This window comes from Albidovulum denitrificans, assembly GCF_002973535.1.
GTDB classification, from domain to species: domain Bacteria; phylum Pseudomonadota; class Alphaproteobacteria; order Rhodobacterales; family Rhodobacteraceae; genus Albidovulum; species Albidovulum denitrificans.
In genome coordinates this window covers 370,630-393,487 of the sequence record NZ_PVEP01000001.1, presented here as the reverse complement: position 1 = coordinate 393,487, position 22,858 = coordinate 370,630, and the positions used below count along the sequence as shown (strand labels likewise).

At 64.9% G+C, this 22,858-nt stretch carries 19 protein-coding genes; 9 read left to right on the top strand and 10 right to left on the bottom strand.

Going from position 1 to position 22,858, the window contains the following annotated elements:
* Positions 1-12: 12 nt before the first annotated feature.
* Positions 13-1,611 carry a glucose-6-phosphate isomerase gene (gene pgi / locus LX70_RS01840; RefSeq protein WP_105512825.1) on the top strand — a complete coding sequence of 533 codons (1,599 nt, stop codon included), beginning with the start codon at positions 13-15 and terminating at the stop codon, positions 1,609-1,611.
* Between the two features lies 1 nt (position 1,612).
* On the opposite strand, the gene LX70_RS01835 is transcribed toward pgi, so the two are convergent.
* Genes LX70_RS01835 through LX70_RS01825 form a run of 3 tightly spaced genes read right to left on the bottom strand, consistent with a single transcriptional unit; the run spans position 1,613 to position 4,970 of the window.
* Positions 1,613-2,572, bottom strand: coding sequence for a glucokinase (locus LX70_RS01835; RefSeq protein ID WP_105512824.1), 960 nt, complete (start codon positions 2,570-2,572; stop codon positions 1,613-1,615).
* Between the two features lie 20 nt (positions 2,573-2,592).
* The gene (locus tag LX70_RS01830; protein ID WP_105512823.1) at positions 2,593-3,921 is read right to left on the bottom strand and encodes a GH1 family beta-glucosidase; all 1,329 of its coding nucleotides are present in this window, start codon (positions 3,919-3,921) and stop codon (positions 2,593-2,595) included.
* On the bottom strand, positions 3,918-4,970 hold the full coding sequence (locus LX70_RS01825) for a LacI family DNA-binding transcriptional regulator (protein ID WP_105513551.1): 1,053 nt from the start codon (positions 4,968-4,970) through the stop codon (positions 3,918-3,920). Before LX70_RS01825 ends, LX70_RS01830 begins: the two co-directional genes overlap by 4 nt.
* Positions 4,971-5,201: 231 nt before the next feature.
* Between LX70_RS01825 and LX70_RS01820 the strand changes: the two genes are divergently transcribed.
* From LX70_RS01820 to LX70_RS01800, 5 genes are all read left to right on the top strand, one after another.
* A complete protein-coding gene (locus LX70_RS01820) occupies positions 5,202-6,551 on the top strand; it encodes an ABC transporter substrate-binding protein (RefSeq protein WP_105512822.1) in 1,350 nt (449 codons plus the stop codon).
* 78 nt (positions 6,552-6,629) lie between these two features.
* Positions 6,630-7,859, top strand: coding sequence for a carbohydrate ABC transporter permease (locus tag LX70_RS01815; RefSeq protein WP_105512821.1), 1,230 nt, complete (start codon positions 6,630-6,632; stop codon positions 7,857-7,859).
* 12 nt (positions 7,860-7,871) lie between these two features.
* On the top strand, positions 7,872-9,011 hold the full coding sequence (locus LX70_RS01810) for a carbohydrate ABC transporter permease (protein WP_105512820.1): 1,140 nt from the start codon (positions 7,872-7,874) through the stop codon (positions 9,009-9,011).
* Positions 9,012-9,019: 8 nt separating this feature from the next.
* The gene (locus LX70_RS01805; RefSeq protein WP_211301645.1) at positions 9,020-10,675 is read left to right on the top strand and encodes an alpha-amylase family glycosyl hydrolase; all 1,656 of its coding nucleotides are present in this window, start codon (positions 9,020-9,022) and stop codon (positions 10,673-10,675) included.
* 15 nt (positions 10,676-10,690) lie between these two features.
* Positions 10,691-11,779, top strand: a complete 1,089-nt coding sequence (locus LX70_RS01800) for an ABC transporter ATP-binding protein (RefSeq protein WP_105512819.1) — start codon at positions 10,691-10,693, stop codon at positions 11,777-11,779.
* On the opposite strand, the gene LX70_RS20600 is transcribed toward LX70_RS01800, so the two are convergent.
* Positions 11,780-11,947: a hypothetical protein gene (locus tag LX70_RS20600; protein WP_170076093.1), complete on the bottom strand. Its 168-nt coding sequence runs from the start codon at positions 11,945-11,947 to the stop codon at positions 11,780-11,782.
* Between the two features lie 122 nt (positions 11,948-12,069).
* Between LX70_RS20600 and LX70_RS01795 the strand changes: the two genes are divergently transcribed.
* Positions 12,070-12,897 carry a GNAT family N-acetyltransferase gene (locus tag LX70_RS01795; RefSeq protein WP_211301644.1) on the top strand — a complete coding sequence of 276 codons (828 nt, stop codon included), beginning with the start codon at positions 12,070-12,072 and terminating at the stop codon, positions 12,895-12,897.
* On the opposite strand, the gene LX70_RS01790 is transcribed toward LX70_RS01795, so the two are convergent.
* The 6 genes from LX70_RS01790 to miaA all read right to left on the bottom strand — a co-directional run bounded on the left by LX70_RS01790 (position 12,875) and on the right by miaA (position 21,342).
* Positions 12,875-14,959, bottom strand: coding sequence for a dipeptide ABC transporter ATP-binding protein (locus tag LX70_RS01790; RefSeq protein ID WP_105512817.1), 2,085 nt, complete (start codon positions 14,957-14,959; stop codon positions 12,875-12,877). The two genes, LX70_RS01795 and LX70_RS01790, sit on opposite strands and share 23 nt — an antisense overlap.
* A gap of 85 nt (positions 14,960-15,044) precedes the next feature.
* Complete coding sequence (locus LX70_RS01785; RefSeq protein ID WP_105512816.1) at positions 15,045-16,472, bottom strand: ABC transporter permease; 1,428 nt, start codon at positions 16,470-16,472, stop codon at positions 15,045-15,047.
* A gap of 12 nt (positions 16,473-16,484) precedes the next feature.
* A complete protein-coding gene (locus LX70_RS01780) occupies positions 16,485-17,528 on the bottom strand; it encodes an ABC transporter permease (RefSeq protein ID WP_105512815.1) in 1,044 nt (347 codons plus the stop codon).
* Between the two features lie 122 nt (positions 17,529-17,650).
* Complete coding sequence (locus LX70_RS01775; protein ID WP_105512814.1) at positions 17,651-19,297, bottom strand: ABC transporter substrate-binding protein; 1,647 nt, start codon at positions 19,295-19,297, stop codon at positions 17,651-17,653.
* 177 nt (positions 19,298-19,474) lie between these two features.
* Positions 19,475-20,356 (bottom strand): AraC family transcriptional regulator, encoded by an 882-nt coding sequence (locus LX70_RS01770; RefSeq protein WP_245884895.1) that lies wholly within the window; start codon positions 20,354-20,356, stop codon positions 19,475-19,477.
* A 110-nt stretch (positions 20,357-20,466) separates the two neighbouring features.
* Positions 20,467-21,342: a tRNA (adenosine(37)-N6)-dimethylallyltransferase MiaA gene (gene miaA / locus LX70_RS01765; RefSeq protein WP_105512813.1), complete on the bottom strand. Its 876-nt coding sequence runs from the start codon at positions 21,340-21,342 to the stop codon at positions 20,467-20,469.
* Positions 21,343-21,480: 138 nt separating this feature from the next.
* On the opposite strand from miaA, the gene pyrH reads away from it, so the two are divergent.
* Both pyrH and frr read left to right on the top strand, forming a co-directional pair.
* Positions 21,481-22,212 (top strand): UMP kinase, encoded by a 732-nt coding sequence (gene pyrH, locus LX70_RS01760; RefSeq protein ID WP_105512812.1) that lies wholly within the window; start codon positions 21,481-21,483, stop codon positions 22,210-22,212.
* A 75-nt stretch (positions 22,213-22,287) separates the two neighbouring features.
* Entirely contained in the window at positions 22,288-22,851 is a 564-nt protein-coding gene (frr, locus tag LX70_RS01755) for a ribosome recycling factor (protein WP_105512811.1), read from the top strand.
* Positions 22,852-22,858 lie beyond the last annotated feature (7 nt).

Genomic DNA, 22,858 nt, shown 5'->3' with positions numbered 1-22,858 from the left:
GGAGAACATGGCATGACGGTATGGGACGATCTGCGGAAGCACCGCAAGGCGACGGCGGACCGTCCGATCCTCGAATTGTTCGAAAATGACAATCGTGCACCGGGATTCAGCGTCGATCTGGCCGGGCTTTTGTTCGATTACTCCAAGACTTCGATTGACGAAACGGCCCGCGATCTGCTGGTGAAACTGGCGGAGACGACAGGTGTCGCCCCCCGCGCCGAGGCGATGTTTACCGGCGAGAAGATCAATGAGACCGAGGGCCGCGCGGTCCTGCATACGGCGCTGCGCAATCTCGACGGCGCGGTCAGCGTCGATGGCCGCGACGTCATGCCCGATGTCCGCGCCGTCTATGAGCGGATGCGCAGCTTTGCGACCGACGTGCGTTCCGGCAGCTTCAAGGGGCAGGGCGGCAAGATCACCGATGTGGTGAATATCGGCATCGGCGGGTCCGACCTTGGCCCCGCCATGGCGGCCATCGCGCTGTCGCCCTATGCCGACGGGCCGCGGGCGCATTTCATCTCCAACGTCGATGGCGCGCAGGCGCATGACGTGCTGGCCGGGCTGAACCCGGAAACGACGCTGGTGATCGTGGCGTCCAAGACCTTCACCACCATCGAGACGATGACCAATGCCGAAACCGTGCGGAAGTGGATGGGCGAAACCGTCCGCACCCCCACGGCGCAGTTCGCGGCCGTGTCCACCGCGCTCGACAAGACCGAAAGCTATGGCATCCCGGCCACCCGCGTCTTCGGGTTCGAGGATTGGGTCGGCGGGCGTTATTCGATGTGGGGGCCGATCGGGCTGTCGCTGATGATCGCCATCGGGCCGGAGAATTTCGCCGGTTTCCTCGCAGGCGGCGCGGCGATGGACGCGCATTTCCGCGCGGCCCCTCTGGCGCAGAACATGCCGGTGATGCTGGCGCTGGTCGGCATCTGGCACAACCAGATCTGCGATTGCGCGACCCGCGCGGTGCTGCCCTATGAACAGCGCCTTTCCCGGCTGCCCGCCTATCTTCAGCAGTTGGAGATGGAGAGCAACGGCAAGCGCGTCGCCATGGACGGGTCCGATCTGGTCGAAAACTCCGGCCCCGTGGTCTGGGGTGAGCCGGGGACGAACGGGCAGCACGCCTTCTATCAGCTGATCCATCAAGGTACCCGCGTGGTGCCGTGCGAATTCATGCTGGGGCGTGAGGGGCATGAACCCGACCTGGCCCATCAGCACCGCCTGCTGGCCGCGAATTGCCTTGCGCAATCCGAGGCGCTGCTACGCGGGCGCGACCTTGAAGCGGCGCGGGCGCTGATGGCCGCGAAGGGGCTGAAGGGCAAGGAGCTTGACCGGCAGGCGCGGCACCGGGTCTTTCCGGGCAACCGGCCTTCGACGACGCTGCTTTACCCGAAGCTTACGCCCTTCGTCCTTGGCCAGATCGTTGCGCTTTACGAACACCGCGTCTTTGTCGAAGGGGTGATCCTTGGCATCAACTCCTTCGACCAGTGGGGGGTGGAGCTTGGCAAGGAGCTTGCCCTTGCGCTCGACCCGGTGCTGAAAGGCGAGGCTGCCGCCGACGACAAGGACGGGTCCACCCGCCAGCTTGTCGCCTATCTGCGCGGCTAAGTTAGTCCGCCAGACCGTCCGCCAGATAGCGCGCGCAGCCTGCCAGCGCGAGGTAGTCATCCTCGACGATGGCGACGGAGAATTCGCGCTGGAACGCGGCAAAGCGGCCCTTGTCCCGGAACGCCTCGGCAAAGCCGAAGGGGCCGTAATGGGCGGTGAAGGCGCGGGCGACGCCGCCGATCAGGAAGATGCCCGCGTAAGGCACATGGATCAGCGCGAGGTCCCCCGCCACCGCGCCCAGAAGCCGCACGAAGGCGCGGCCCGTGGCGGTCACGACCGGATCGTCCCCGCGTTCCATCGCCGCCATGATCTCTGACGCTTTCAGCCGCGTCTCCAGCCCCGCCTCGGCCGCGTGGAACGCGTAAAGCCGTTCAAGGCCCCGGCCGGACAGAACATCCTCCACCCCGGCGAAGCCATGCGCCTTTTCCACATATCGCATCAGCGCCAGGTCGGCCTCGTTGCGCACCGGCAGCGTCACATGTCCGCATTCGGAAGGCGCCACCAGCCGCCCGCCCGGCGCGGGATGGACAGGGGCCGCGTTGAAGCCGGTGCCGACGCCGATCACCAGCCGCGCCGCGCGGGCGGGATCGTTGGCCGGGCCTTCGATGACCGGGCGCAGAAAGGCGGGGTTGAGCGTGTCGAGCCCGTGGCCCTGTGCCTGAAGGTCGTTCAGCACCGCCACGCGCGCGGCCCCGGTCGCCTCTGCCACGCCCGCGCAGTCGATGCACCAGTCGAGGTTGGTCATATGCGCGACGCCATCGTCCACCGGCCCCGCCACGGCGACGCAGGCGCCTTCGACGGTCGGCGAACCGGCCTCGGCCAGATAGCGGGTCAGAACCTCGCCCAGCCCGGCATGGTCGGCATTGGGGAAGCGGCGGATGGAGCTGCGGTCGACCTCTGCCCCCCCGGCCAGCGCCACGCGGGTGTTGGTTCCTCCGATGTCCGCGACAAGGGATGTCATGGTTGGGCCTGCATGTTGGGTCACCGTTCGTTCAGCGCCTTGGACAGCGCGTGATAGGACGCTTTGGGGTAACGCTGCAAGGTGCCGGGTTCGACATGGACCAGCCCGAAGCGGCGGTCATAGCCAAAGGACCATTCGTAATTGTCGAGCAGCGACCAGTAGAAAAAGCCCCTTATGTCGTCGCCCGCCGCGATACGGTCGCGAACGGCGGCAAGGTGGCTTTGGATGAAGGCGATCCGCTGAGGGTCCTCGATGCGGTTGCCCTTCAGGTGGTCGTCCCAGGCCATGCCGTTTTCGGTGATGTAGATCGGCAGGCCGGGGGCCTGTTCGGTCGAAAGGCGGCGGAGGAAGAAAGCGAGGCCCTCGGGGTAGATTTCCCAATCCATCGCGGTTTTCGGCAGCGGGCCTTCGACGCCGCGCGTCGCGGGCCAGAGCGCGCCGGGGGCATCGGCGTAAAGGCGGCGGGTGTAGTAGTTCACGCCCAGCCAGTCGATCGGGGCGGCGACACGTTCCATCTGGCTTTCCCAGCCTTTCGGCATCCAGGGGCCAAGCCCTTCAAGCGCCTTGTCCGGGTAGCGGGCGGACCGGATGCCTTCGATGAACCAGCGGTTGTAGATCGCATCCTCCCGCGCGGCGGCGGCGCGGTCCGCGTCGCTGTCGCTGGCCGGGCCGCACTGTTCGAAGTTCAGCACGATGCCGAGGTTGTCGTGGCCGTCAGACCGCAGGGCGGTGACGGCATCGCCATGGGCGAGGCAGACATGGTGCATGGCATGGGCGGCGGCGCGGATGTCACGCAGGCCGGGCGCGTGGATGCCCAGAAAATGCGACAGCCACGCCACGCACCAGGGTTCGTTGATCGTGGCGGTCGCGGCGACACGGTCGCCGATCCGGCCCATGACGATGCGCGCGTAATCGGTGAACCAGCCCGCGATGTCCGGGTTCATCCAGCCGCCGCGGAGCGCCAGGTCCGACGGCAGGTCCCAGTGATAGAGGGTCAGGAAGGGTTTCAGCCCGCGCGCCAGCATCCCGTCGACCAGCCGGTCGTAGAAATCGAGACCCTCCGGGTTCGCCGCCCCGCGCCCCTCGGGCATCACCCGCGCCCAGCTTGTCGAAAAGCGGTAGGCGTCGAAACCGCCGTCGCGAAGGAGGTCCAGATCCTCTTCCCAGCGGTGGTAATGGTCGCAGGCGGTGGCGCCGTCGTCGCCGTTCAGGACATTGCCGGGCGTGGCGGCGAAGCTGTCCCAATGGCTGATCCCGGCACCGCCAAAGCGCGCGCCTTCGATCTGATAGGCGGCGGTGGCGGCCCCGAACAGGAAGCCGGGCGGAAAGTCGGTGCGGGCCAGGGTCATCCCGCGCCCCCCTGTCGCGCGCCCCGGTTTGGCGCCGGGCCGGTCGACTGGCCGATGGTCAGTTCAGCCTCCAACAGCCGGTCGAGGTGCGGCAGGGTGGGGTCGGTGATGCGGCGGATCAGCATTTCCGCCGCCATCCGCCCGGCCTCGCGCACGGAGGAGCGGACGGCGGTGTAGATCGGAATATCCTCGCCATTGCGCAGATAGCTGAGTTCGTCGTCATGGGTCACGATAGAGACGTCGCGGCCCATCTTCAGGCCCAGCTCCTCAAGCGCGCGGCGCACACCCAGCGCGATGATGAGCGATGAGGTCAGGAAAGCCGTCGGGGGCGCGTCCGCGCGCAGCATCTGGATCGCGGCGCGGTGGCCATAGCCTTCGGTCATCTCCTCGGACCGCATCAGGGCCGGGTCTGCCTCGATCCCCGCGCCTTGCAGGGCGGCGGAATAGCCCGCGCGGCGGCGCAGCGCGAAATCCATATGTTCCAGGCCGTTCAGAAGCGCGATCCGCCGGTGGCCGAGGTCCAAGAGCAGCCCCGTCGCGCGTTCGAAGGCGCGGCGGCTGTTCACGTCAAGCCAGGAATAGGGCAGCGTCGCGTTGGTGGAGCGGCCATGGACGATGAAGGGCAATCCGATCTCGGTCAGCAGCGGGATGCGGCTGTCGTCGAAATGGGGGCCGTGCAGGATGACGCCATCGACATTGCGCTTGGCCTTCATCTCCCGGTAGCAGCGCGCCTGATCGGCGTCCGGCACGACCGACAGCAGCATGTCATAGCCCATCTTGGTATAGGTCTCCCCCGCGCCGGCGATGAAATCGGCAAAGATCGGGTTCACGATCTCATGCTTGGTCGAGATGGGAATCACATGGCCGATCGCCATCGCCCGCCCGGTGGCAAGGCTTTTGGCGCGGGTATTGGGGCGGTAGTCGTGGCGGCGGGCGGCCTCCATCACCCGGCGGCGGGTGTCCTCGTTCACTTCCGGGTAGCCGTTCAGGGCGCGGCTGACCGTCGTCTGGGACAGGCCCAGCGTTTCCGAAAGCTGTTTCAGGTTCATGGCAAGGCATTCAAAGCGCTTCGATATTTCCAGCCTATCTTTGGGCGTGCCGCGCGTCAATGCGTCCTGCGGCGCGAGGTGAGTCGCAAAATTTCTGCTTTGCAGCATGGCGATTGCCGCGTCTATGATTGACAGCATCGCCCCGAAACTGCATGTTGCGCGCTATCAAAGCGCTTTGAGAGTCGGGGCTTTGATCAACTGCGGGGCGAAGTCCCCGATTGGGAGGATTGCATGACACGGACGTTCTATGCGGGCGTCGCCGCGCTCGCGCTTTTTGCCGGGACCGCTGCGGCGCAGGACCTGAAATTCAAACCCGGTGAGGACGCCCGTTTCAACTGGGCGAGCTATGACGCTTTCGCCGCCGCGAATGATCTGAGCGGGCAGACGGTGAAGATCTTCGGCCCGTGGCGGGGCGAGGATCAGGCGCTGGTCGAAACCGTGCTGGCCTATTTCGCCGCCGCGACCGGGGTGCAGGTCGATTACTCCTCGTCGGAGAATTACGAACAGCAGATCGTCATCGACACCCAGGCCGGTTCGCCCCCCGACATCGCGATCCTGCCGCAGCCCGGTCTGATCGCCGATCTCGCCTCGAAGGGCCTTCTGACGCCCTTGGGCGATGAGACGGCCGCCTGGATCAGGGACAACTACGCGGCGGGTGACAGCTGGGTGAAGCTTGGCACCTACAAGGGCAAGGACGGCGCTGAGGCCTTCTATGCCTTCCCCTACAAGATCGACGTGAAATCGCTGGTCTGGTATGTGCCGGACAATTTCGACGACGCGGGCTATGAGGTTCCCGAGACGATGGAGGACCTCAAGGCGCTGACCGAACAGATCGTGGCCGATGGCGGCACGCCCTGGTGCATCGGGCTTGGTTCCGGCGGGGCGACCGGCTGGCCCGCGACCGACTGGGTCGAGGATCTGATGCTGCGCAACGCGTCGCCTGAGACCTATGACAAGTGGATCAGCCACGAGATCCCGTTCAACGACCCCGCCGTGATCGAGGCGATCAACGATTTCGGCTGGTTCGCGAAGAACGATAAGTTCGTCGCCGGTGGCGCGGGCGCTGTCGCCTCGACCGATTTCCGTGACAGCCCCAAGGGTCTCTTCTCCTCGCCGCCGCAATGCTATCTGCACCATCAGGCCTCGTTCATTCCCTCCTTCTTCCCCGACGGGACGCAACTGGGCGTGGATGCGGATTTCTTCTACTTCCCGGCCTATGCGGGCAAAGACCTTGGCAAGCCGGTTCTGGGCGCAGGCACGCTGGCGATGATCACCCATGACACGCCCGCCGCGCGCGCCTTTATCGCCTTCCTCGAAACCCCCATCGCGCATGAGGTCTGGATGGCGCAATCGGGCTTCCTGACGCCGTTCAAGGGCGCCAACCCCGAGGCTTACGGCAATGACGCGCTGAAAAAGCAGGGGGAGATCCTGCTGAATTCGACCACCTTCCGCTTTGACGGGTCGGACCTGATGCCGGGCGCGGTCGGCGCGGGGACGTTCTGGACCGGGATGGTCGATTTCGTCGGCGGCAAGTCCGCCGAAGAGGTCGCAGGCACGATCGACGCCTCGTGGCCGAAGTGATCTGACGCGACAAAGGGCCTTTGCCCGGCACCCATCGGGGCCGGGCGGGGCCGGTCCATCAAGCCGGGGGAGGGGCAGATGCAGCAGGTGCTTCAGGCGCTTATCACCATCGTCGTCGGGGTCGGCGGCTGCGTGGGATACTTCTACGCATCGAACCTGTTCCTCGACAAGGTTCTGTTCCCCGCGAAGGGTCCGAACGCGGCGCGCAACATCAACCGCGCGTCGATGATCCGGCCCTGGCTGTTCCTGATGCCCGCCATCATCGCGCTTGGCCTCTACCTTGCCTATCCGGTCTTTGCGACCGCCTGGCTATCGCTGAACCGCAATGGCAGTTTCGTGGGGTTCGAGAATTACAGCCGCATGCTGGGCGAGGCGAAGTTCTGGGAATCCATGCGCAACAACATGCTGTGGCTGGTCGTGGTTCCCGCGATGTCCACCGCCTTCGGGCTTCTGGTGGCGCAGCTGACCGACCGCATCTGGTGGGGCAATATCGCGAAATCGCTGATCTTCATGCCGATGGCGATTTCCTTCGTCGGCGCCTCGGTGATCTGGAAGCTGGTCTATGACACGCGCCCCGAGGGGCAGGACCAGATCGGCCTTCTGAACGCGCTCTGGCTGAATTTCGACGGCGGGATCGGGTCGCTGATCTTCCTGCGCGTTCTGCCGGTACTGGCGCTGCTGGGCTTTGCCGCGCTGGCGGCCTGGGTCGGCTGGACGATGATCCGGCCGCTGGTCCGGTCTGGTCAGGGCGCGCGGGGCGGGGGGCTTCTCACGCTTCTTCGGGTCGTGGTCGCGGCGGTGGCGCTGTGGCTGATCTGGAAGACCGTCACGGGGATATTCGGCCTTGCCACGGCGACGCTGCCCTATGGCCAGCCGCAAACCTGGCTGACGCTGCTTTACTGGAACAACTTCTTCCTGATGGCGGTGCTGGTCTGGATTCAGGCGGGTTTTGCCATGGTGATCCTGTCGGCGGCGCTGCGCGCCATCCCGGAAGAAACGCTTGAGGCCGCGATCCTCGACGGCGCCAATCCGTTCCAGATCTTCTTCAAGATCAAGGTGCCGCAGATCATGGGGACCATCGTCGTGGTCTGGACCACGATCACCATCGTCGTCCTCAAGGTCTTTGACATCGTCCTGGCCATGACCAACGGCCAGTGGGAGACGCAGGTCCTTGCCAATTACATGTATGACAAGTTCTTCCGCGCCTTCGACGTGGGCGTCGGGTCGGCGGCGGCGATGGTCATCATGCTTCTGGTGACGCCGATCCTGATCTGGAACGTCTACAACGTCCGCAAAGAGATGAAATAGGGGGGCAGGGTCATGGAAAGCATCGCTGGCCGCAAATCGGCGCTGGTCTGGGCCGTCCATATCTCGGTCCTCGCCCTTGTCCTGCTCTGGGTCGTGCCGACCTTCGGGCTTCTGGTGTCCTCGTTCCGCACGGGCGATCAGATCGCAAGCTCGGGCTGGTGGAGCGCGCTGTCCACTCAGGAACAAAGCCTGTCGCCGATCCGGGTCGAGGGGGATGAGGTCCAGAAGGACGGGGCCTATGTCATCGAGGGCACGCTGTTCCCGCGCGGCGCCTCGACCGTCAGCGCCTGGGGGACGTCCTCGCGCGCGATCGACGCCTATGTGCCGGGCGATACCGCCGAGCTGGGCGACGGGCAGAGCCTGACGCTGGACGACAAGGGCAATTATGTCCTGACCTCGCCCACATCGCTGGAAGGCACGCGGTTGCCGCGCATCTTCGCCACCGCCTCGCAGCCGCCGGAATTCACGCTGAACAACTACCAGACGGTGCTGTTCGGCCAGACCACCGGCACCAGCATCGGGCGCGCGTTCCTCAATACCGCGACGGTGTCGATCCCGGCGACGATCATCCCGATCCTGATCGCGGCCTTCGCGGCCTATGCGCTGGCCTGGATGAACTTCCCCGGCCGCGCGCTGCTGGTGGCTGCCGTCGTCGGCCTGCTGGTCGTGCCGCTGCAACTGGCGCTGATCCCGCTGTTGCAGTTCCACAACTGGATCGGCATCGGGAAGGGGTATCTGGGCATCTGGATGGCGCATACCGGCTTCGGCCTGCCGCTGGCCATCTATCTCTTGCGCAATTACATGGTCGGCCTGCCGCGCGACATCATCGAAAACGCCCGCGTCGACGGCGCGACAGAGTTCCAGATCTTCACCCGGATCATCCTGCCGCTGAGCTTCCCGGCGCTTGCCTCCTTCGCGATATTCCAGTTCCTCTGGACCTGGAACGACCTTCTGGTGGCGCTGGTCTTCCTTGGCACCGGCGACAGCCAACTGGTGCTGACCGCGGCCCTCGTGAACCTTCTGGGCAGCCGTGGAGGGGATTGGGAGATCCTCGCGGCCTCGGCCTTCGTCTCGATCGCGGTGCCGCTTTTCGTCTTCTTCGCGATGCAGAAATACCTCGTGCGCGGCCTTCTGGCCGGGTCTGTGAAATAGGAATACCCATGACAATGATGGAGCGCGTCAGCCAGATGAGCGGACGGTTGGACAAGGACTGGTGGCGGGGCGCGGTGATCTATCAGATCTACCCGCGCAGCTTTCAGGATTCGAACGGCGACGGGATCGGCGATCTGGCCGGGATCACACGGCGGCTGGACCATGTGGCCGATCTTGGCGCCGATGCGGTCTGGATTTCGCCCTTCTTTACCTCGCCGATGAAGGATTTCGGCTACGATGTCTCGGATTACCGCGATGTCGATCCGATGTTCGGAACGCTGGCCGATTTCGACGCGCTGGTGGACAAGGCGCACCGGCTGGGCCTGAAGGTGATGATCGACCTCGTCCTGTCGCATTCCTCGGACCAGCATCCCTGGTTCGCCGAAAGCCGCCGGGACCGGACCAACGCCAAGGCCGACTGGTATGTCTGGGCCGATCCGAAACCCGACGGCACGCCGCCCAACAACTGGCTGTCGATCTTCGGCGGTTCCGCCTGGCACTGGGACGGGCGGCGGATGCAGTATTACCTGCACAACTTCCTGACCACCCAGCCTGACCTGAACCTTCACTGCGCGGATGTGCAGGACGCGCTTTTGGACGTGGCGCGCTTCTGGCTGGAACGGGGCGTCGATGGCTTCCGTCTCGACACGATCAATTTTTACTTTGCGGACAAGCAGTTGCGCGACAACCCCGCGCTGCCGGCGGAGGAGCGCAACGACCTGACCGCGCCCGCCGTGAACCCCTATAACTGGCAAAACCACATCCATTCCAAGAACCAGCCCGAAAACCTCGACTTCCTGCGCCGCCTGCGCGCGGTGATGGAACCCTATGGCGCCGCCGCCGTGGGCGAGGTCGGCGACAGCCAGCGCGGGCTTGAGATCATGGGCGAATACACATCGGGCGATGACCTGATGCAGATGTGCTATGCGTTCGAGTTTCTGGCGAAGGACAAGCTGACCGCCGCGCGGGTGGCGGAAACCTTTGACCGGCTTGAGAAAGCCGCGCCGGATGGCTGGGCCTGCTGGGCGTTTTCCAACCATGACGTGATGCGCCACTTCACCCGCTGGGGGCTGAGCGAGGCGTCGGCGAAAGCCTATGCCACGCTCCTGATGTGCCTGCGCGGGTCGGTTTGTCTTTATCAGGGCGAGGAGCTGGGTCTGGGCGAGGCGGAGCTGGCGTTCGAGGACCTGCGCGACCCCTACGGGATCGAGTTCTGGCCCGAGTTCAAGGGTCGCGATGGCTGCCGCACGCCGATGGTCTGGGATCGCGACAACCTCAATGGCGGGTTTTCGGACGCGCGTCCCTGGCTGCCGGTCCCGGCGGAACATCTGTCCCATGCGGTCGCGGCGCTGGCCGGGGACCCCGGCGCGCTGCCCGCCCATTACCGCCGCGCCATCGCCTTCCGCCACGCCCATGCCGCGTTGCGGTCAGGCACGATGGACGACATGCGCGCCGAGGGCGACGTCATCCGTTTCATCCGCACCGGCGGGGGGGAGAGGATCTTTGTCGCCGTCAACCTGTCGGACCGGGCGGCGCAGATCGACGGGCCGGGCGATGGCTGGCATCAGATCGGGGCAGAGCTTGGCGGCACCGGCCCCGCGCGCGACGGGACCGTGGCGCTTGATCCGTGGCAGGTCTGCCTGCTGGTGCAGGCGAAATCATAAGGGAGGGGCGGGCGGATGGCCGATCTGAAACTGACGCATGTGGAAAAGGCCTATGGTGAGGTCAAGATCCTCAAGGACATCAACCTCGACATCAAGCAGGGGGAGCTGATCGTTTTCGTCGGCCCCTCGGGCTGCGGGAAATCGACGCTTCTGCGCATGATCGCGGGGCTTGAGTCGATCACCTCGGGGGTGCTTGAGATTGACGGGCAGCGCATGAATGACGTGCCGCCGGCCGAACGCGGCATCGCCATGGTGTTTCAGTCCTACGCGCTTTATCCGCATATGACGGTGCGCGACAACATGGCCTTTTCGCTGAAGATCGCCCGCAAGTCGCCCGAGGAGATCGACAAGGCCATCACCCGCGCGGCGGAGATCCTGCAACTGACCCCGTATCTCGACCGGCTGCCCAAGGCGCTGTCGGGCGGGCAGCGGCAGCGGGTGGCGATCGGGCGGGCCATCGTGCGCGATCCAAAGGTCTATCTGTTCGATGAGCCGCTGTCGAACCTCGACGCGGCCCTGCGTGTCGCGACCCGGATCGAGATCGCGCAGTTGAAGGAGAACATGCCGGAATCGACGATGATTTACGTCACCCACGACCAGGTGGAGGCGATGACGCTGGCCAGCCGGATCGTCGTCCTGACGGTGGGGGAAGGCATCGGCCAGGTCGGCACGCCGCTTGAGCTTTACGAGAGGCCGGAAAACGAATTCGTCGCCCAGTTCATCGGCTCGCCCGCGATGAACCTGCTGGACGGTGAGATCGTCCAGACCGGGGCCGAGACGGTGGTCCAGATCGACGGCGGTGGCCTTGCGCGGTCAACGGTGCCGACTGAAAGCGGCGACAAGGGGCTGAAGGTCCGCGCCGGTATCCGGCCCGAGGATTTCATCCCGACCGACAGCGACGCGATCTTTTCGGGTGAGGTGGAGATCACCGAAGCGCTGGGGGAGGTCACGCAGCTTTATTTCCGGCGCAATGGATCGGATCACGGGCTGATCGCCAAGCTGCCGGGCATTCATGCCAACCTGCGCCGGACAACCGTCAGCCTGACGGCGGCACCCGAGAAGGTGCATCTGTTCCACAATGGCAGGTCGCTGCTTTACCGCTGATCAGTTCGGCCAGACCATCGTCATCGCGACGGTGAAGCCGGTGGCGGCCACCATCAGTGAGGTGGAAAAGGCCGAGACAAGCAGCAGCGCGCCACTGAAGGTCAGCCGCGGGGCCGGGGCGGTTCCGTCCGCGGGGGATGGATGCGTATGGGATCGAATCGCGCTCATAGGTCGATATTAGCGTGGTGTTAGGTTTATGCTGCCTTAATTTTGCCATGAATCTGATGTGGCGCAACTTCTCCGCGAAAAGTGATCTCTCCGAACCCGGATTCGGCGGGGGCGGGATGCCGATGCAGCAGCATCCGACCTATGGCGCGGTGCTGCGGCGTTTCGGGCGTCAGGTCCGGGTCGCGGAATGGTGGCAGGGCGGCGGGCCGGTCGCGCGGGCGCTGGTCGTGTCGCGGCCCGGTCTGACGCTTTTGTCGCGCGGGCCTTTGTGGGCCGGGCCGCCGGGGGAGGCGGGGCTGCTCTTGCGCGACATCGCGTCATGGCGCGGGCTGGCCTTTGCCACGCCGGAACGCGCGGCGACGGGGCCGGGCCTGATCCCGGTGATGGCGCCCCGGTCCGAGGCGATCTGGCATTTGCCGGGCGACCGAGCGGGGCTTCGCGCTGCGCTTGACCCGAAATGGCGCAATGCGCTGACCAAGGCGGAACGGGACAGCGCCGGGCTGACCATCCGCGCCAGCGCCCGCGCCGATGCAAGCTGGCTCTATGCCGCCGAAGGGCAGCAGCGGCGGGATCGCGGCTATCGCACCCTGCCGCCCGCCTTTGCCGAAAGCTGGCGCGCGGCGGCGCCAAAGGATTTCCGGCTTTATGAGGCATGGGTGGCGGGGGAACGGGTCGCGGGCATCATGATCCTGATGCACCGGCCCTGGGCCAGCTATCACATCGCCTGGTCGGGTGCCGAAGGGCGGCGGCGGAACGCGGGCCGGCTTTTGCTGTGGCGCGCGGCCTGCGACTTGCAGGATGAGGGCTTCGGCGCGCTCTGTCTTGGTCACGTCGATGCTGCAGCCACGCCGGGCCTTGCCACGTTCAAGGCCGGGACCGGGGCCGAGAGGCGACGCCTCGGCCCGACGGTCCTGATCCTGCCCCGGCTTATTCGGCCGCGACCTCGATAACCGGCTCCATCGAGGCGAAATCCGCATCCGAGAGGTGGCATTTCACCTGATGGCCGTTGCCCAGCCGCCGCACCGGCGGCACCTCGGTTTCGCACAGGTTGCCCGGCACCTTCGACTTCCACCGGCAGCGGGTCTGGAACGGGCAGCCGGGGGGCGGGTTCATGGCCGAGGGGATTTCGCCCTCAAGCACGATATGCTTCTTCTTTACCCGCGTGTCTGCGATCGGCACGGCGGACAGAAGCGCCTCGGTATAGGGGTGGTAGGGCGGCGCGAAGACCTGATCGGTGGTGCCAAGTTCGACCACATGGCCGAGATACATCACCATCACCCGGTCGCTGAGATAACGCACGATCGACAGGTCGTGGCTGATGAACAGCAGCGTCGTCTTGTTCTTGCGCTGAATCTCCATCAACAGGTCCGTCACGGCGGCCTGCACCGACACGTCGAGCGCCGAGACGGGTTCATCCGCCACGACGATCTTCGCCCCGCCCGCAAAGGCGCGCGCGATGCCGACGCGCTGCTTCTGCCCGCCCGAAAGCTGACGCGGCATCCGGTCGGCGAAGGCGCGGGGCAGCTTCACGAGGTCCAGAAGCTCCAGCATCCTTTCGCGCCTGTCGGCATCGGTCTTGCCCTCGCCGAATATCTCCAGCGCGCGGATGATCTGGCGCCCGACGGTCATCGAAGGGTTGAGCGTGTCGAAGGGGTTCTGGAACACCATCTGCACGCCCGACACGGTTTCGGTGTTGCGGCTTTCGATGGGGGTCGACTGAATTTCGTTGTCGTAAAGCATGATGGTCCCGGCGGTGGCCGTTTCCAGCCCCATCAGGACCTTGGCAAAGGTCGACTTGCCGCAGCCCGACTCGCCGACGATGGCCAGCGTTTCGCCCTCGCGCGCCTCGAAGCTGAGGGTTTCGTTGGCCTTGACGACCTTGGTATCGCCGCCGCCGAAAAGCGCATTGGCGCTGACCTCATAGTATTTGCGCAGATCCTCCATCCGCAGCACGACCTCGCCCACGGCGGTCTTTTCCTGTTTCGCGGCCACTTCGGGCGGCGCGTTCCAGTCGATTTCCGTGAATTTCAGGCAGCGCGTGTCGTGGCGATCCTGCCCTTCGACCGGGGCCATGGTGATCTCTTGCGCGTCGCAGCGCCCGGCCTCGAAATAATCGCAGCGCGGGCCGAAATTGCATCCGGGCGGGCGTTCATGGGGCAGGGGGAAGTTGCCCGGAATCGCCACCAGCGGGCGCGAATTCTTGTCCGCCCCCGGCAGCGGGATCGACCGGAAAAGCGCCTGCGTATAGGGGTGGCGCATCTTGTCGAAGACGTCCTTGATCGACCCCGTTTCCACCGCCTCGCCGGAATACATGACGCAAAGCCGGTTGCAGGTCTCCAGCACGAGGCCGAGGTTGTGGCTGATGAACAGCATCGAGGTGCCGTATTTCTTGCCAAGGTCCTTGACCAGATCGACCACGGCCGCCTCCACCGTCACGTCGAGCGCGGTGGTGGGTTCGTCGAGGATCAGCAGCGCCGGTTTCGTCATCAGCGCCATGGCGATGACGATGCGCTGCTGCTGACCGCCCGAAAGCTGGTGCGGATAGCTTTTCAGCATCCGCTCCGGGTCGGGCAGGCGGACGTCGGTCACCACCTCAAGCGCGCGCTTGTAGGCCTCGGCCTTCGACACGCCCTCATGGATCATCGGCACTTCCATGAGTTGCTGGCCGATCTTCATCGCCGGGTTCAGGGAGGCCATCGGTTCCTGATAGATCATCGCGATCTGGGAACCGCGTATCTCGCGCAGTTCCTCTTCGGTCATGGTGGTCAGGTCACGGCCCTTGAACTTGATCGAGCCGCCGACGATGCGGCCGTTCTTGCCCAGATCACGCATCACGCCGAGCGCGACGGTGGACTTGCCGCAGCCGCTTTCGCCCACCAGCCCCATCGCCTCGCCCGGCTGGACGGTGCAGGAGAAATCCATCACCGCGGGGATTTCCCGCAAACGGGTGAAGAAGGAGATCGAGAGGTTGTCGATCTCAAGGATCGGGCCGTCATAGTCCCATTTGGTCATTGGTCGTCTCCCTCTCTGCGAGGCCGGGGGCGCTGCCCCCGGACCCCCGGAGTATTTGAACAACGAAGAAGCAGGAGGTGCATCATCAATCCTTCAGGCTTTCTTCGCGCAACCCGTCGGCGAGGAGGTTGAGGCCGAGGACGAGGCTGAGAAGCGCCAGCGCCGGTACGATGGCGGGATGCGGCGCGATGGTCAGGAGCTTGCGGCCCGCATTGATGGTGGAACCCCAGTCCGGGCTTTCCGGCGACAGGCCAAGGCCGAAGAAGCCGAGCGTGCCGAGCAGGATCGTGGTGTAGCCGATGCGCAGGCAGAAATCGACGATCAGCGGCCCGCGCGCGTTTGGCAGGATTTCCCACAGCATGATGTACCAGGGCCTCTCGCCCCGGGTCTGGGCGGCCGAGACGTAATCGCGCGTCTTGATGTCAAGCGTGATGCCCCGGACGATACGGAAGACCGTGGGGGAGTTCACGAAGACGACGGAGACGAAGACGATCAGGATATTCGCCGGGACGTTGAAGAGGTCGATGGCCTTCGGCAGGAAGGAGATGCGCGTGTCCGGCGTGGAGATCAGCGACAGGTAGAGCCAGCCGCCGAGGATCACCACCGCCGCGATCATGATGTTGCGCCGTGTCGGCTGGACGTAATAGCGCGAGTTCAGCAGAACGATCATGAAGATCAGCGGGAAGAGGAACAGCACGACGGCCATGAATTGCGGCAGGCCGGTCGTCACGATTTCCGGCGTGACCAGCAGGTAGAAGAGCAGGATCACCGGAAAGGCCAGGATCAGGTTGGCAAGGAAGGAGAGGACGGCGTCGAGCCGTCCGCCGTAATAGCCCGCGGGCAGGCCCAGCGTGATGCCGACCATGAAGGCGAAGAGGGTGGCCAAGGGGGCGATCTCGATCACGATCAGGCTGCCCTTGATCATGCGGCTGAAGACGTCGCGGCCAAGGTGGTCGCCGCCCAGAAGATACCAGCCGGTCCCGTCGGGCAGCGGGCTGCCGGGGGCCTTGTTCTTCAGCTGCGCGATCTGGTCGAGAACGCCCGAGGTGATGATCTGGTTCGAAAAAAGCGCGGTGAAGACCCAGAACATCACCATGCCAAAGCCGATCATGCCGATGGTGGAGTCGAAAAGCTTGCCGTAAAGGCCCAGCTTGCGGCGGAAGTTGAAGGACAGGACGAACAGCACGATGAGCGCGATCCAGACCGGCAGCAGGCGTTTTGAGATCGCGCCGACGATCCCCGCCTTGCCCATCGGCATCACGATCCCCGCCACAAGGTAGGCAAGGCAGATCACCACCAGGGCGATGAACAGCCAGCGCACCGCGCGTTCGGCAAGCCCGTAGATCCCGCCCTGCGCCGCGACGGTGCCGTCGGGGTTGGCGGTGATGCCGGGATCGGCCGCGAAGAACGAGGTCAGGATCTGTAGCACCACCGCGATCAGGAGAAGCCCCGCGGCGATCATCAGCACGGGATTCAGGGCCGAAAGGGCGCCGGTCCAGGTCAGCATGTCCATGGTCTTGCCCCCTTACGAAATGCGGATGCGCGGGTTGAGGAAGACGTAGCCGACATCGGAGATCAGCTGCGTGACCAGAACCACGATGACGGCGACGACAGAGCAGCCGAGCAGCAACTGGATGTCGTTGTTGCCCGCCGCCTGGACCAGCGTCCAGCCGAAGCCTTTGTAATTGAAGAGCGTTTCGGTGATGACGACGCCGTTCAGGAGCCAGGGAAACTGAAGCATGATGACGGTGAAGGGCGCGATCAGCGCGTTCCTCAGCGCGTGTTTCATCACCACGTTGCGGAAGCTGACGCCTTTCAGCCGCGCGGTGCGGATATATTGCGCGGTCATCACCTCGGTCATCGAGGCGCGGGTCATGCGGGCGATATAGCCGATGCCGTAAAGCGCGACGGTCAGGACCGGCAGGAAGAAGTTTTCGAAATTCGGGGCGTCCATGGCGCTGGTGGCGGTCCCCTTGAACCATTTCAGGCCGACCATGGAAGACGCGAAGACCGCGATCAGGATGACGCCCGAGACATATTCCGGTGTTGCCGAGGTGGCGATGGAGAAGGTTGAGAGGGAACGGTCGAGCTTCGATCCTTCACGCATCCCGGCGAGGATGCCAATCAGCAGCGCCGTCGGCACCATCAGCACCATGACCCAGAACATCAGGATGCCGGTCAGTGTCAGGCGGGTGGAGATGATCGCGCCGACATTGTCCTTGAAAACCGTCGAAAAGCCCCAGGACCCCTGAAGGACACCGCAATATTTCGGCGCGCTTTCAAGATCCGCGCCGCGTTTCACGCAACGCCCGATGCTGACGCCCTGATCGCTGCCGGTCCAGCCCGGCGCGACCCCCAGCCATTCGCCGTAGCGCACCAGAAGCGGCCGGCTATAGCCGTATTTGTCCAGCCAGCTTGCGACCTCGGCATCGCTGATCCTTGCCCCAAGCTCGGACTTGGCGACCTTTTCGAGGTTCGGCGGAAGGTTGGTGAGATAGAAGACGATGAATGTCAGGCAAAGCGCCGTCAGAATCATCGTGACGAGCCGGCGAAGCAGGAACTTCAGCATAGATAATCCCCATCCGGTCACGCCCTCGCGGCGTGAGTCAATTTTCGCGGCAGGTTCGTTGGGCGCCTGCCGTTATGGAAGGGCGGTCGGGGGCGGCAGCGCGCCGCCCCCGGTACGATGGATCAGGACGTCATCCACCACTTGTAGTGGTGATGTTCGAAGGTCGGATGCATGTCGCAGCCCTTCACCTTGTCGGTGAAGTGGCGGTAGAGCGAGCGCCAGTAGGGCTGGATGATCACCCCTTCGTCCTGCATCAGCTTTTCGATCTTGGCCATCACCTCACGGCGCTTGTCGGCATCCGCGATCGACATCGCCTCGTCCAGAAGGCTGTCGAACTCGGCATTGCTGAACGCCGTCTCGTTCCAGGCGCCGCCGGACTTGTAGGCCAGGGCGAGGACCTGGACGCCGAGCGGACGCATGTTCCATTCGGTGGCCGAGAACGGGTATTTCGTCCAGTCGTTCCAGAAGGTCGACCCCGGCAGGATCGTCCGCTTGATGTTGACGCCCGCATCGCGCAGCTGGGCCGCGACGGCGTCGCAGGTCGCGGCCTGCCAGTCGTCGTCGATGGAGATCAGCTCGAACTCCGTGTCGGCATGGCCCGCATCGGCAAGCGCCTGCTTGGACGCGGCCGGGTCGATCGCCATCGGCGGCAGTTCGGCATATTCCGGGTGGATCGGGCAGACGTGGTGGTCTTCGGCCACGGTGCCAAGGCCCGCATAGCCAAGCTCAAGGATCTGTGCGTTGTCGACCGCGGTCTGAAGCGCCTTGCGGACCTTCACGTCCTTGTAAAGGTCGGAAAGCTGGTTGAAGCGAACGCAGATCGTGGCCGAGGTGACGGCTTCGGACTTGCTCCAGCCGAGGCCGTCGAAGATTTCCACGAACTCGCCCGTGGTCTGGTAGGTCGCGTCGATCTCTTCCGATTCGGCGGCGGCGATATAGGCCGACGGGTCGGTGCCGAGGTCGACATATTCGATCCGGTCCAGATACGGGCCGCCATAGACATCCGTCCCCCACCAGGGGGTCTCGGATTTCACCAGCACCTGCTTGACGCCGATCTCGTTGGTTTCGGGCATATAGGGGCCGGTGCCGATCGGGTTTTCGGCCGGATCGCCGCCATTATAGCTCGAATGGACGACGGCCGCCGGATAGTCGGCGAAACCGGCCGCGATGGTGATGTCGGGCGTGGTCAGGACCAGCTTGACGGTGTTGGCATCGACGACGGTCACGGCGCCGTCACGGGCGACCTTGGTGTCGGCGTCGACCAGCGTCCCCATGCGCGCGGCCATGGAATTGCCCTCGACCGTCGAATCGCACCAGCGGGTGATGTTGTTGGCCACGTCCTCGGCGGTGAAGTCATCGCCGTTGGACCATTTCACGCCCTGACGGACATGAAGCGTGTATTCGGTGGCGTCGTCATTGACGTCCCAGCTTTCCAGCAACATGCCGCGGAAGGTGCCGTCGGCGTTGTATTCCACGAGGTATTCCAGCCAGCCGCGGCCGAAATCGGCGATCTGCGACCAGTCCCAGGTGCGGGGGTCTTTCAGCGCCTTGGTTTCCATCTGCATCCGCAGCGTGCCGCCCATCTGCGGCGTGTCCTGCGCGCGGGCCGGGGCGTTCAGGCCAAGCAGGCCATAGGCCGCGACCGACGAGGCGCCCAGCGCCGAGGCGCGGGTCAGGAATTCCCGGCGGCTCAGCGTGCCTTCTGCGACTTCCTTGGCATAGCCGCGGATTGCCGGATGCAGCTTTTCCGGGGTGAAGTGTTTGGTCATTCGCTTTTTCTCCCTGCGATTGGCGAGATTTCTGGCCCTCTGCCGGTTGATCCGGCTTGCTTCTGGGCTCGTCGTCGCCTGAACCCAAATTGCGACGTTATTGATCGCTGCGTCAATGGCAGAAAACGACGCGACGCAGCCAGTTTGCGCCATCCTGCAACATCGTGGTTGTGGATTTCAACCCTGGCGCCGGAAGGCCGTCGGGGTTTTCCCGGTCCGGTGCTGGAAGGCGCGGGTGAAATAGGCCGCCGAGGTATAGCCCAGCGCCTCGGAGATTTGCGCGACGGGCAGCTTCGTCTCGCTCAGGAGCATCCGCGCCTCGAATGTCAGGCGGTCGTGGAGGAGGTCCGAGGCGGATCGCCCGCAGGTCTGGTTACAGACCCGCGTCAGATGCGTCGGGGTCACGCCAAGGTCGCGGGCATAATCGGCCACGCCCTTGCCGGTCCTGAAATCGCGTTCCAGCAGGTCGGCGAAGCGGCGCGCAAGACGGCGGGCGGCGTCGGGGCGTTTGCCCTGGTCGCCTGCGCTGGCCATATTTCGTTCCAGCCAGACGCAAAGTAATCCCATATGGTGTTGCGCGGCCTTTTCCGCGCCGGGGCGGCCGCTTTCCAGTTCCTTCTGCACATTGTCGATCAGGCCGGAAAGTTCCGCCTGCGGGCCGACATCGCGGATGCGCAGATGTTGCGGTTCCTTCGGCAGGTCAAAGGCGCCGCCGCGGCCGAAGAAGACCGCCGTGCCGTAGCTTTGGGCGCCAAGTTCGAACCCGTGCATGCAGCCCGGCGGGATGAAGATCGCGTTATGCGCGCCAAAGCCGCGGGTGATGCCGCCGACGGTGATCCGGCCTTGACCGCGCGTGAACCACAACAGCAGCGGTTCGGAGAGAGAGCGCATCGCCTCGACCCGCCAGCGGCCCCCGGCGGCAAGGCGCGGGATGGGGGTGATGCGCACCGGCGAGGTTTCCGGCGCCTCGGGCAGCGCGACAACGTGACGCGGCGCGCGCGCCGTCTTTTCCGGCTGCTTCGAGAACTGCGCCAGAGGCGTGCCGGAGAAGAGTTTCAACGGTCCCGTATCCTCGGTTCCGGCCGGGGTGTCCGGCCGCAAAGTGTCTGTGTCGCGCGCAATCCTATGTAGAAATGCCCCATAAACAAAGAGAAATCTTTGCCGCAGTCTCAGGGCAGGTCGATGGCGGCCCAGTCCCGCATCCGTCGGCGGAACCATGTGCGCTGGCGTTTGGCATATTGGCGGCTGGCCGCCTGTGCCTGACGGCGGGCCTCGTCAAGGGGCAGGTCCCGCCGCAGATGGGCGATCAGCTCGGGCGCGCCGATGGCTTTGGCCCAAAGCGCCGTGGGGTCCCAGATCGGCAGGACGGCCCGTACCTCCTCCAGCGCGCCGTCTTCAAGCATCCGGTCAAAGCGGGTGTCGATCCGATCCGCCAGCCAGTCGCGGTCGGGCCAGAGGAGGAAGGTGTGCGCGCTTTCAATCGGCAGCAGGGGGGCGCCGGTGTCTGCCTGCCAGGCCGCCAGACCGCGCCCGGTGGCGCGGGCCACCTCCCAGGCGCGCTGGACGCGGGCGGGGTTGCGCAGGTCGGTCCTGGCGGCCGTTTCCGGGTCCAGGTCCGCGATCATCGCCGCCAGACCGCCCCCCGCAAGACGGCCATCGGCCTCGGCCCGGATCGCCGCCGGGACGGGCGGAATTTCGGCCAGCCCCTCGGTCAGGGCGGTCAGGTAAAGCCCGGTGCCGCCGACGATGATCGGCCGCGCGCCCGCGTGCAGCAGCCCCGCCACCTCGCGCAGCCAGTGGCCGACGGAATAGTCCTGGCCGGGGTCGCGGTGGCCGTAAAGGCGGTGCGGCGCGCGCGCCTCTTCGCCCGCGTCCGGGCGCGCCGACAGAACCCGCCAGCAGGACCAGACCTGAAGCGCGTCGGCATTGACGATCACGCCACCCCGCCGTTCGGCAATCTCAAGCGCCAGCGCCGACTTGCCGGACGCCGTCGGCCCGGCGATCACGACCGGCCGGTCGGAGGAGATTTCATGCCATGGAATCAAGCGCCTGCCCGCCGTCCTTCACCCTTTCCCGCCGCCCGCCGGACGCATTGACGCCAAAGCGGGTGCCGGGTGGTTGAACCCGGCGGGGATTTCCTTCATTTTGCGCCGGAAGTCACGGGGCAGCAAGCGGAGCGCGGAATGAACGGGTCGGAAGAGCCAAAGGTAAAGTATAACCGTGTTCTTCTGAAGATATCGGGGGAAGCGCTGATGGGCGATCAGGGCTACGGCCTGCACCCCCCGACCGTGGCCCGCATCGCGGCGGAAGTGAAATCGGTCCGCGATCTGGGTGTCGAGATCTGCATGGTGATCGGCGGCGGCAACATCTTTCGCGGGTTGCAAGGTTCCGCGCAGGGGATGGAGCGGACGACGGCCGACTATATGGGCATGCTCGCCACCGTGATGAACGCGCTGGCGATGCAGGCGGCGCTTGAACAGCTTGGCGTCCATACCCGCGTCATCAGCGCGATCCCGATGGATCAGGTCTGCGAACCCTATATCCGCCGCCGCGCCGTCCGGCATCTTGAGAAAAAGCGGGTCTGCATCTTCGCCGCCGGCACCGGCAACCCCTATTTCACCACCGACACCGCCGCGACCCTGCGCGCCAACGAAATGGCGTGCGAGGCGATCTTCAAAGGCACCAAGGTGGACGGGGTCTATGACAAGGATCCCAAGAAACACGCCGACGCCACGCGCTATGACACGATCAGCTATGACGAGGTGCTGCAACGGCATCTGGGCGTCATGGACGCCTCGGCCATCGCGCTGGCGCGGGACAACAATCTGCCGATCATCGTCTTTTCGCTCGACGAGCCGGGCGGGTTCCGTGGCATTCTTGCAGGCCATGGCACCTATACGCGGGTCGGCGGCTGAAACTGTATCTTTCTTCGGGCGTTCTTAGTAAAAGGGCGCTCAACACGACTGTACGAGCAGAAACGGAACCTCAAGATGTCCGACGAGATCGAAATTGACGTGGATGACCTGTCCCGGCGCATGGATGGCGCGATGGTGTCGCTCCGGCACGAATTCGCCAGCCTCAGGACCGGGCGCGCCTCGGCCGCGATTGTTGAGCCTGTGATGGTCGATGCCTATGGCTCCATGACGCCGATCAACCAGGTCGGTACGATCAACGTGCCGGAACCGCGCATGGTCACGGTCAATGTCTGGGACAAGGGTCTGGTCGGCAAGGTGGAAAAGGCGATCCGCGAAAGCGGGCTTGGCATCAATCCGCAGACCAATGGCACCATCATAATGTTGCCCATTCCTGAACTTAATGAAGAACGGCGTCGTGAGTTAACCAAGGTCGCGGCACAATATGCCGAACACGCGCGCGTGGCGGTCCGCAACGTGCGCCGTGACGGAATGGACCAGATCAAGAAGGCGAAGGCCGACGGGATGAGCGAGGACGATCAGAAATTCTGGCACGATGAGGTGCAGGGTCTGACCGACAAGGCCATCGCCGCCGTCGACAAGGCGTTGGAAGAGAAACAGGCGGAGATCATGCAGGTCTGAGGGCTTG

Excerpts from the sequence above, each read along its gene's own strand:
- pgi (WP_105512825.1), top strand. The coding sequence starts at position 13 with ATGACGGTATGGGACGATCTGCGGAAGCACCGCAAGGCGACGGCGGAC.
- LX70_RS01835 (WP_105512824.1), bottom strand. The coding sequence starts at position 2,572 with ATGACATCCCTTGTCGCGGACATCGGAGGAACCAACACCCGCGTGGCG.
- LX70_RS01830 (WP_105512823.1), bottom strand. The coding sequence starts at position 3,921 with ATGACCCTGGCCCGCACCGACTTTCCGCCCGGCTTCCTGTTCGGGGCC.
- LX70_RS01825 (WP_105513551.1), bottom strand. The coding sequence starts at position 4,970 with ATGAACCTGAAACAGCTTTCGGAAACGCTGGGCCTGTCCCAGACGACG.
- LX70_RS01820 (WP_105512822.1), top strand. The coding sequence starts at position 5,202 with ATGACACGGACGTTCTATGCGGGCGTCGCCGCGCTCGCGCTTTTTGCC.
- LX70_RS01815 (WP_105512821.1), top strand. The coding sequence starts at position 6,630 with ATGCAGCAGGTGCTTCAGGCGCTTATCACCATCGTCGTCGGGGTCGGC.
- LX70_RS01810 (WP_105512820.1), top strand. The coding sequence starts at position 7,872 with ATGGAAAGCATCGCTGGCCGCAAATCGGCGCTGGTCTGGGCCGTCCAT.
- LX70_RS01805 (WP_211301645.1), top strand. The coding sequence starts at position 9,020 with ATGACAATGATGGAGCGCGTCAGCCAGATGAGCGGACGGTTGGACAAG.
- LX70_RS01800 (WP_105512819.1), top strand. The coding sequence starts at position 10,691 with ATGGCCGATCTGAAACTGACGCATGTGGAAAAGGCCTATGGTGAGGTC.
- LX70_RS20600 (WP_170076093.1), bottom strand. The coding sequence starts at position 11,947 with ATGAGCGCGATTCGATCCCATACGCATCCATCCCCCGCGGACGGAACC.
- LX70_RS01795 (WP_211301644.1), top strand. The coding sequence starts at position 12,070 with ATGCAGCAGCATCCGACCTATGGCGCGGTGCTGCGGCGTTTCGGGCGT.
- LX70_RS01790 (WP_105512817.1), bottom strand. The coding sequence starts at position 14,959 with ATGACCAAATGGGACTATGACGGCCCGATCCTTGAGATCGACAACCTC.
- LX70_RS01785 (WP_105512816.1), bottom strand. The coding sequence starts at position 16,472 with ATGGACATGCTGACCTGGACCGGCGCCCTTTCGGCCCTGAATCCCGTG.
- LX70_RS01780 (WP_105512815.1), bottom strand. The coding sequence starts at position 17,528 with ATGCTGAAGTTCCTGCTTCGCCGGCTCGTCACGATGATTCTGACGGCG.
- LX70_RS01775 (WP_105512814.1), bottom strand. The coding sequence starts at position 19,297 with ATGACCAAACACTTCACCCCGGAAAAGCTGCATCCGGCAATCCGCGGC.
- pyrH (WP_105512812.1), top strand. The coding sequence starts at position 21,481 with ATGAACGGGTCGGAAGAGCCAAAGGTAAAGTATAACCGTGTTCTTCTG.
- frr (WP_105512811.1), top strand. The coding sequence starts at position 22,288 with ATGTCCGACGAGATCGAAATTGACGTGGATGACCTGTCCCGGCGCATG.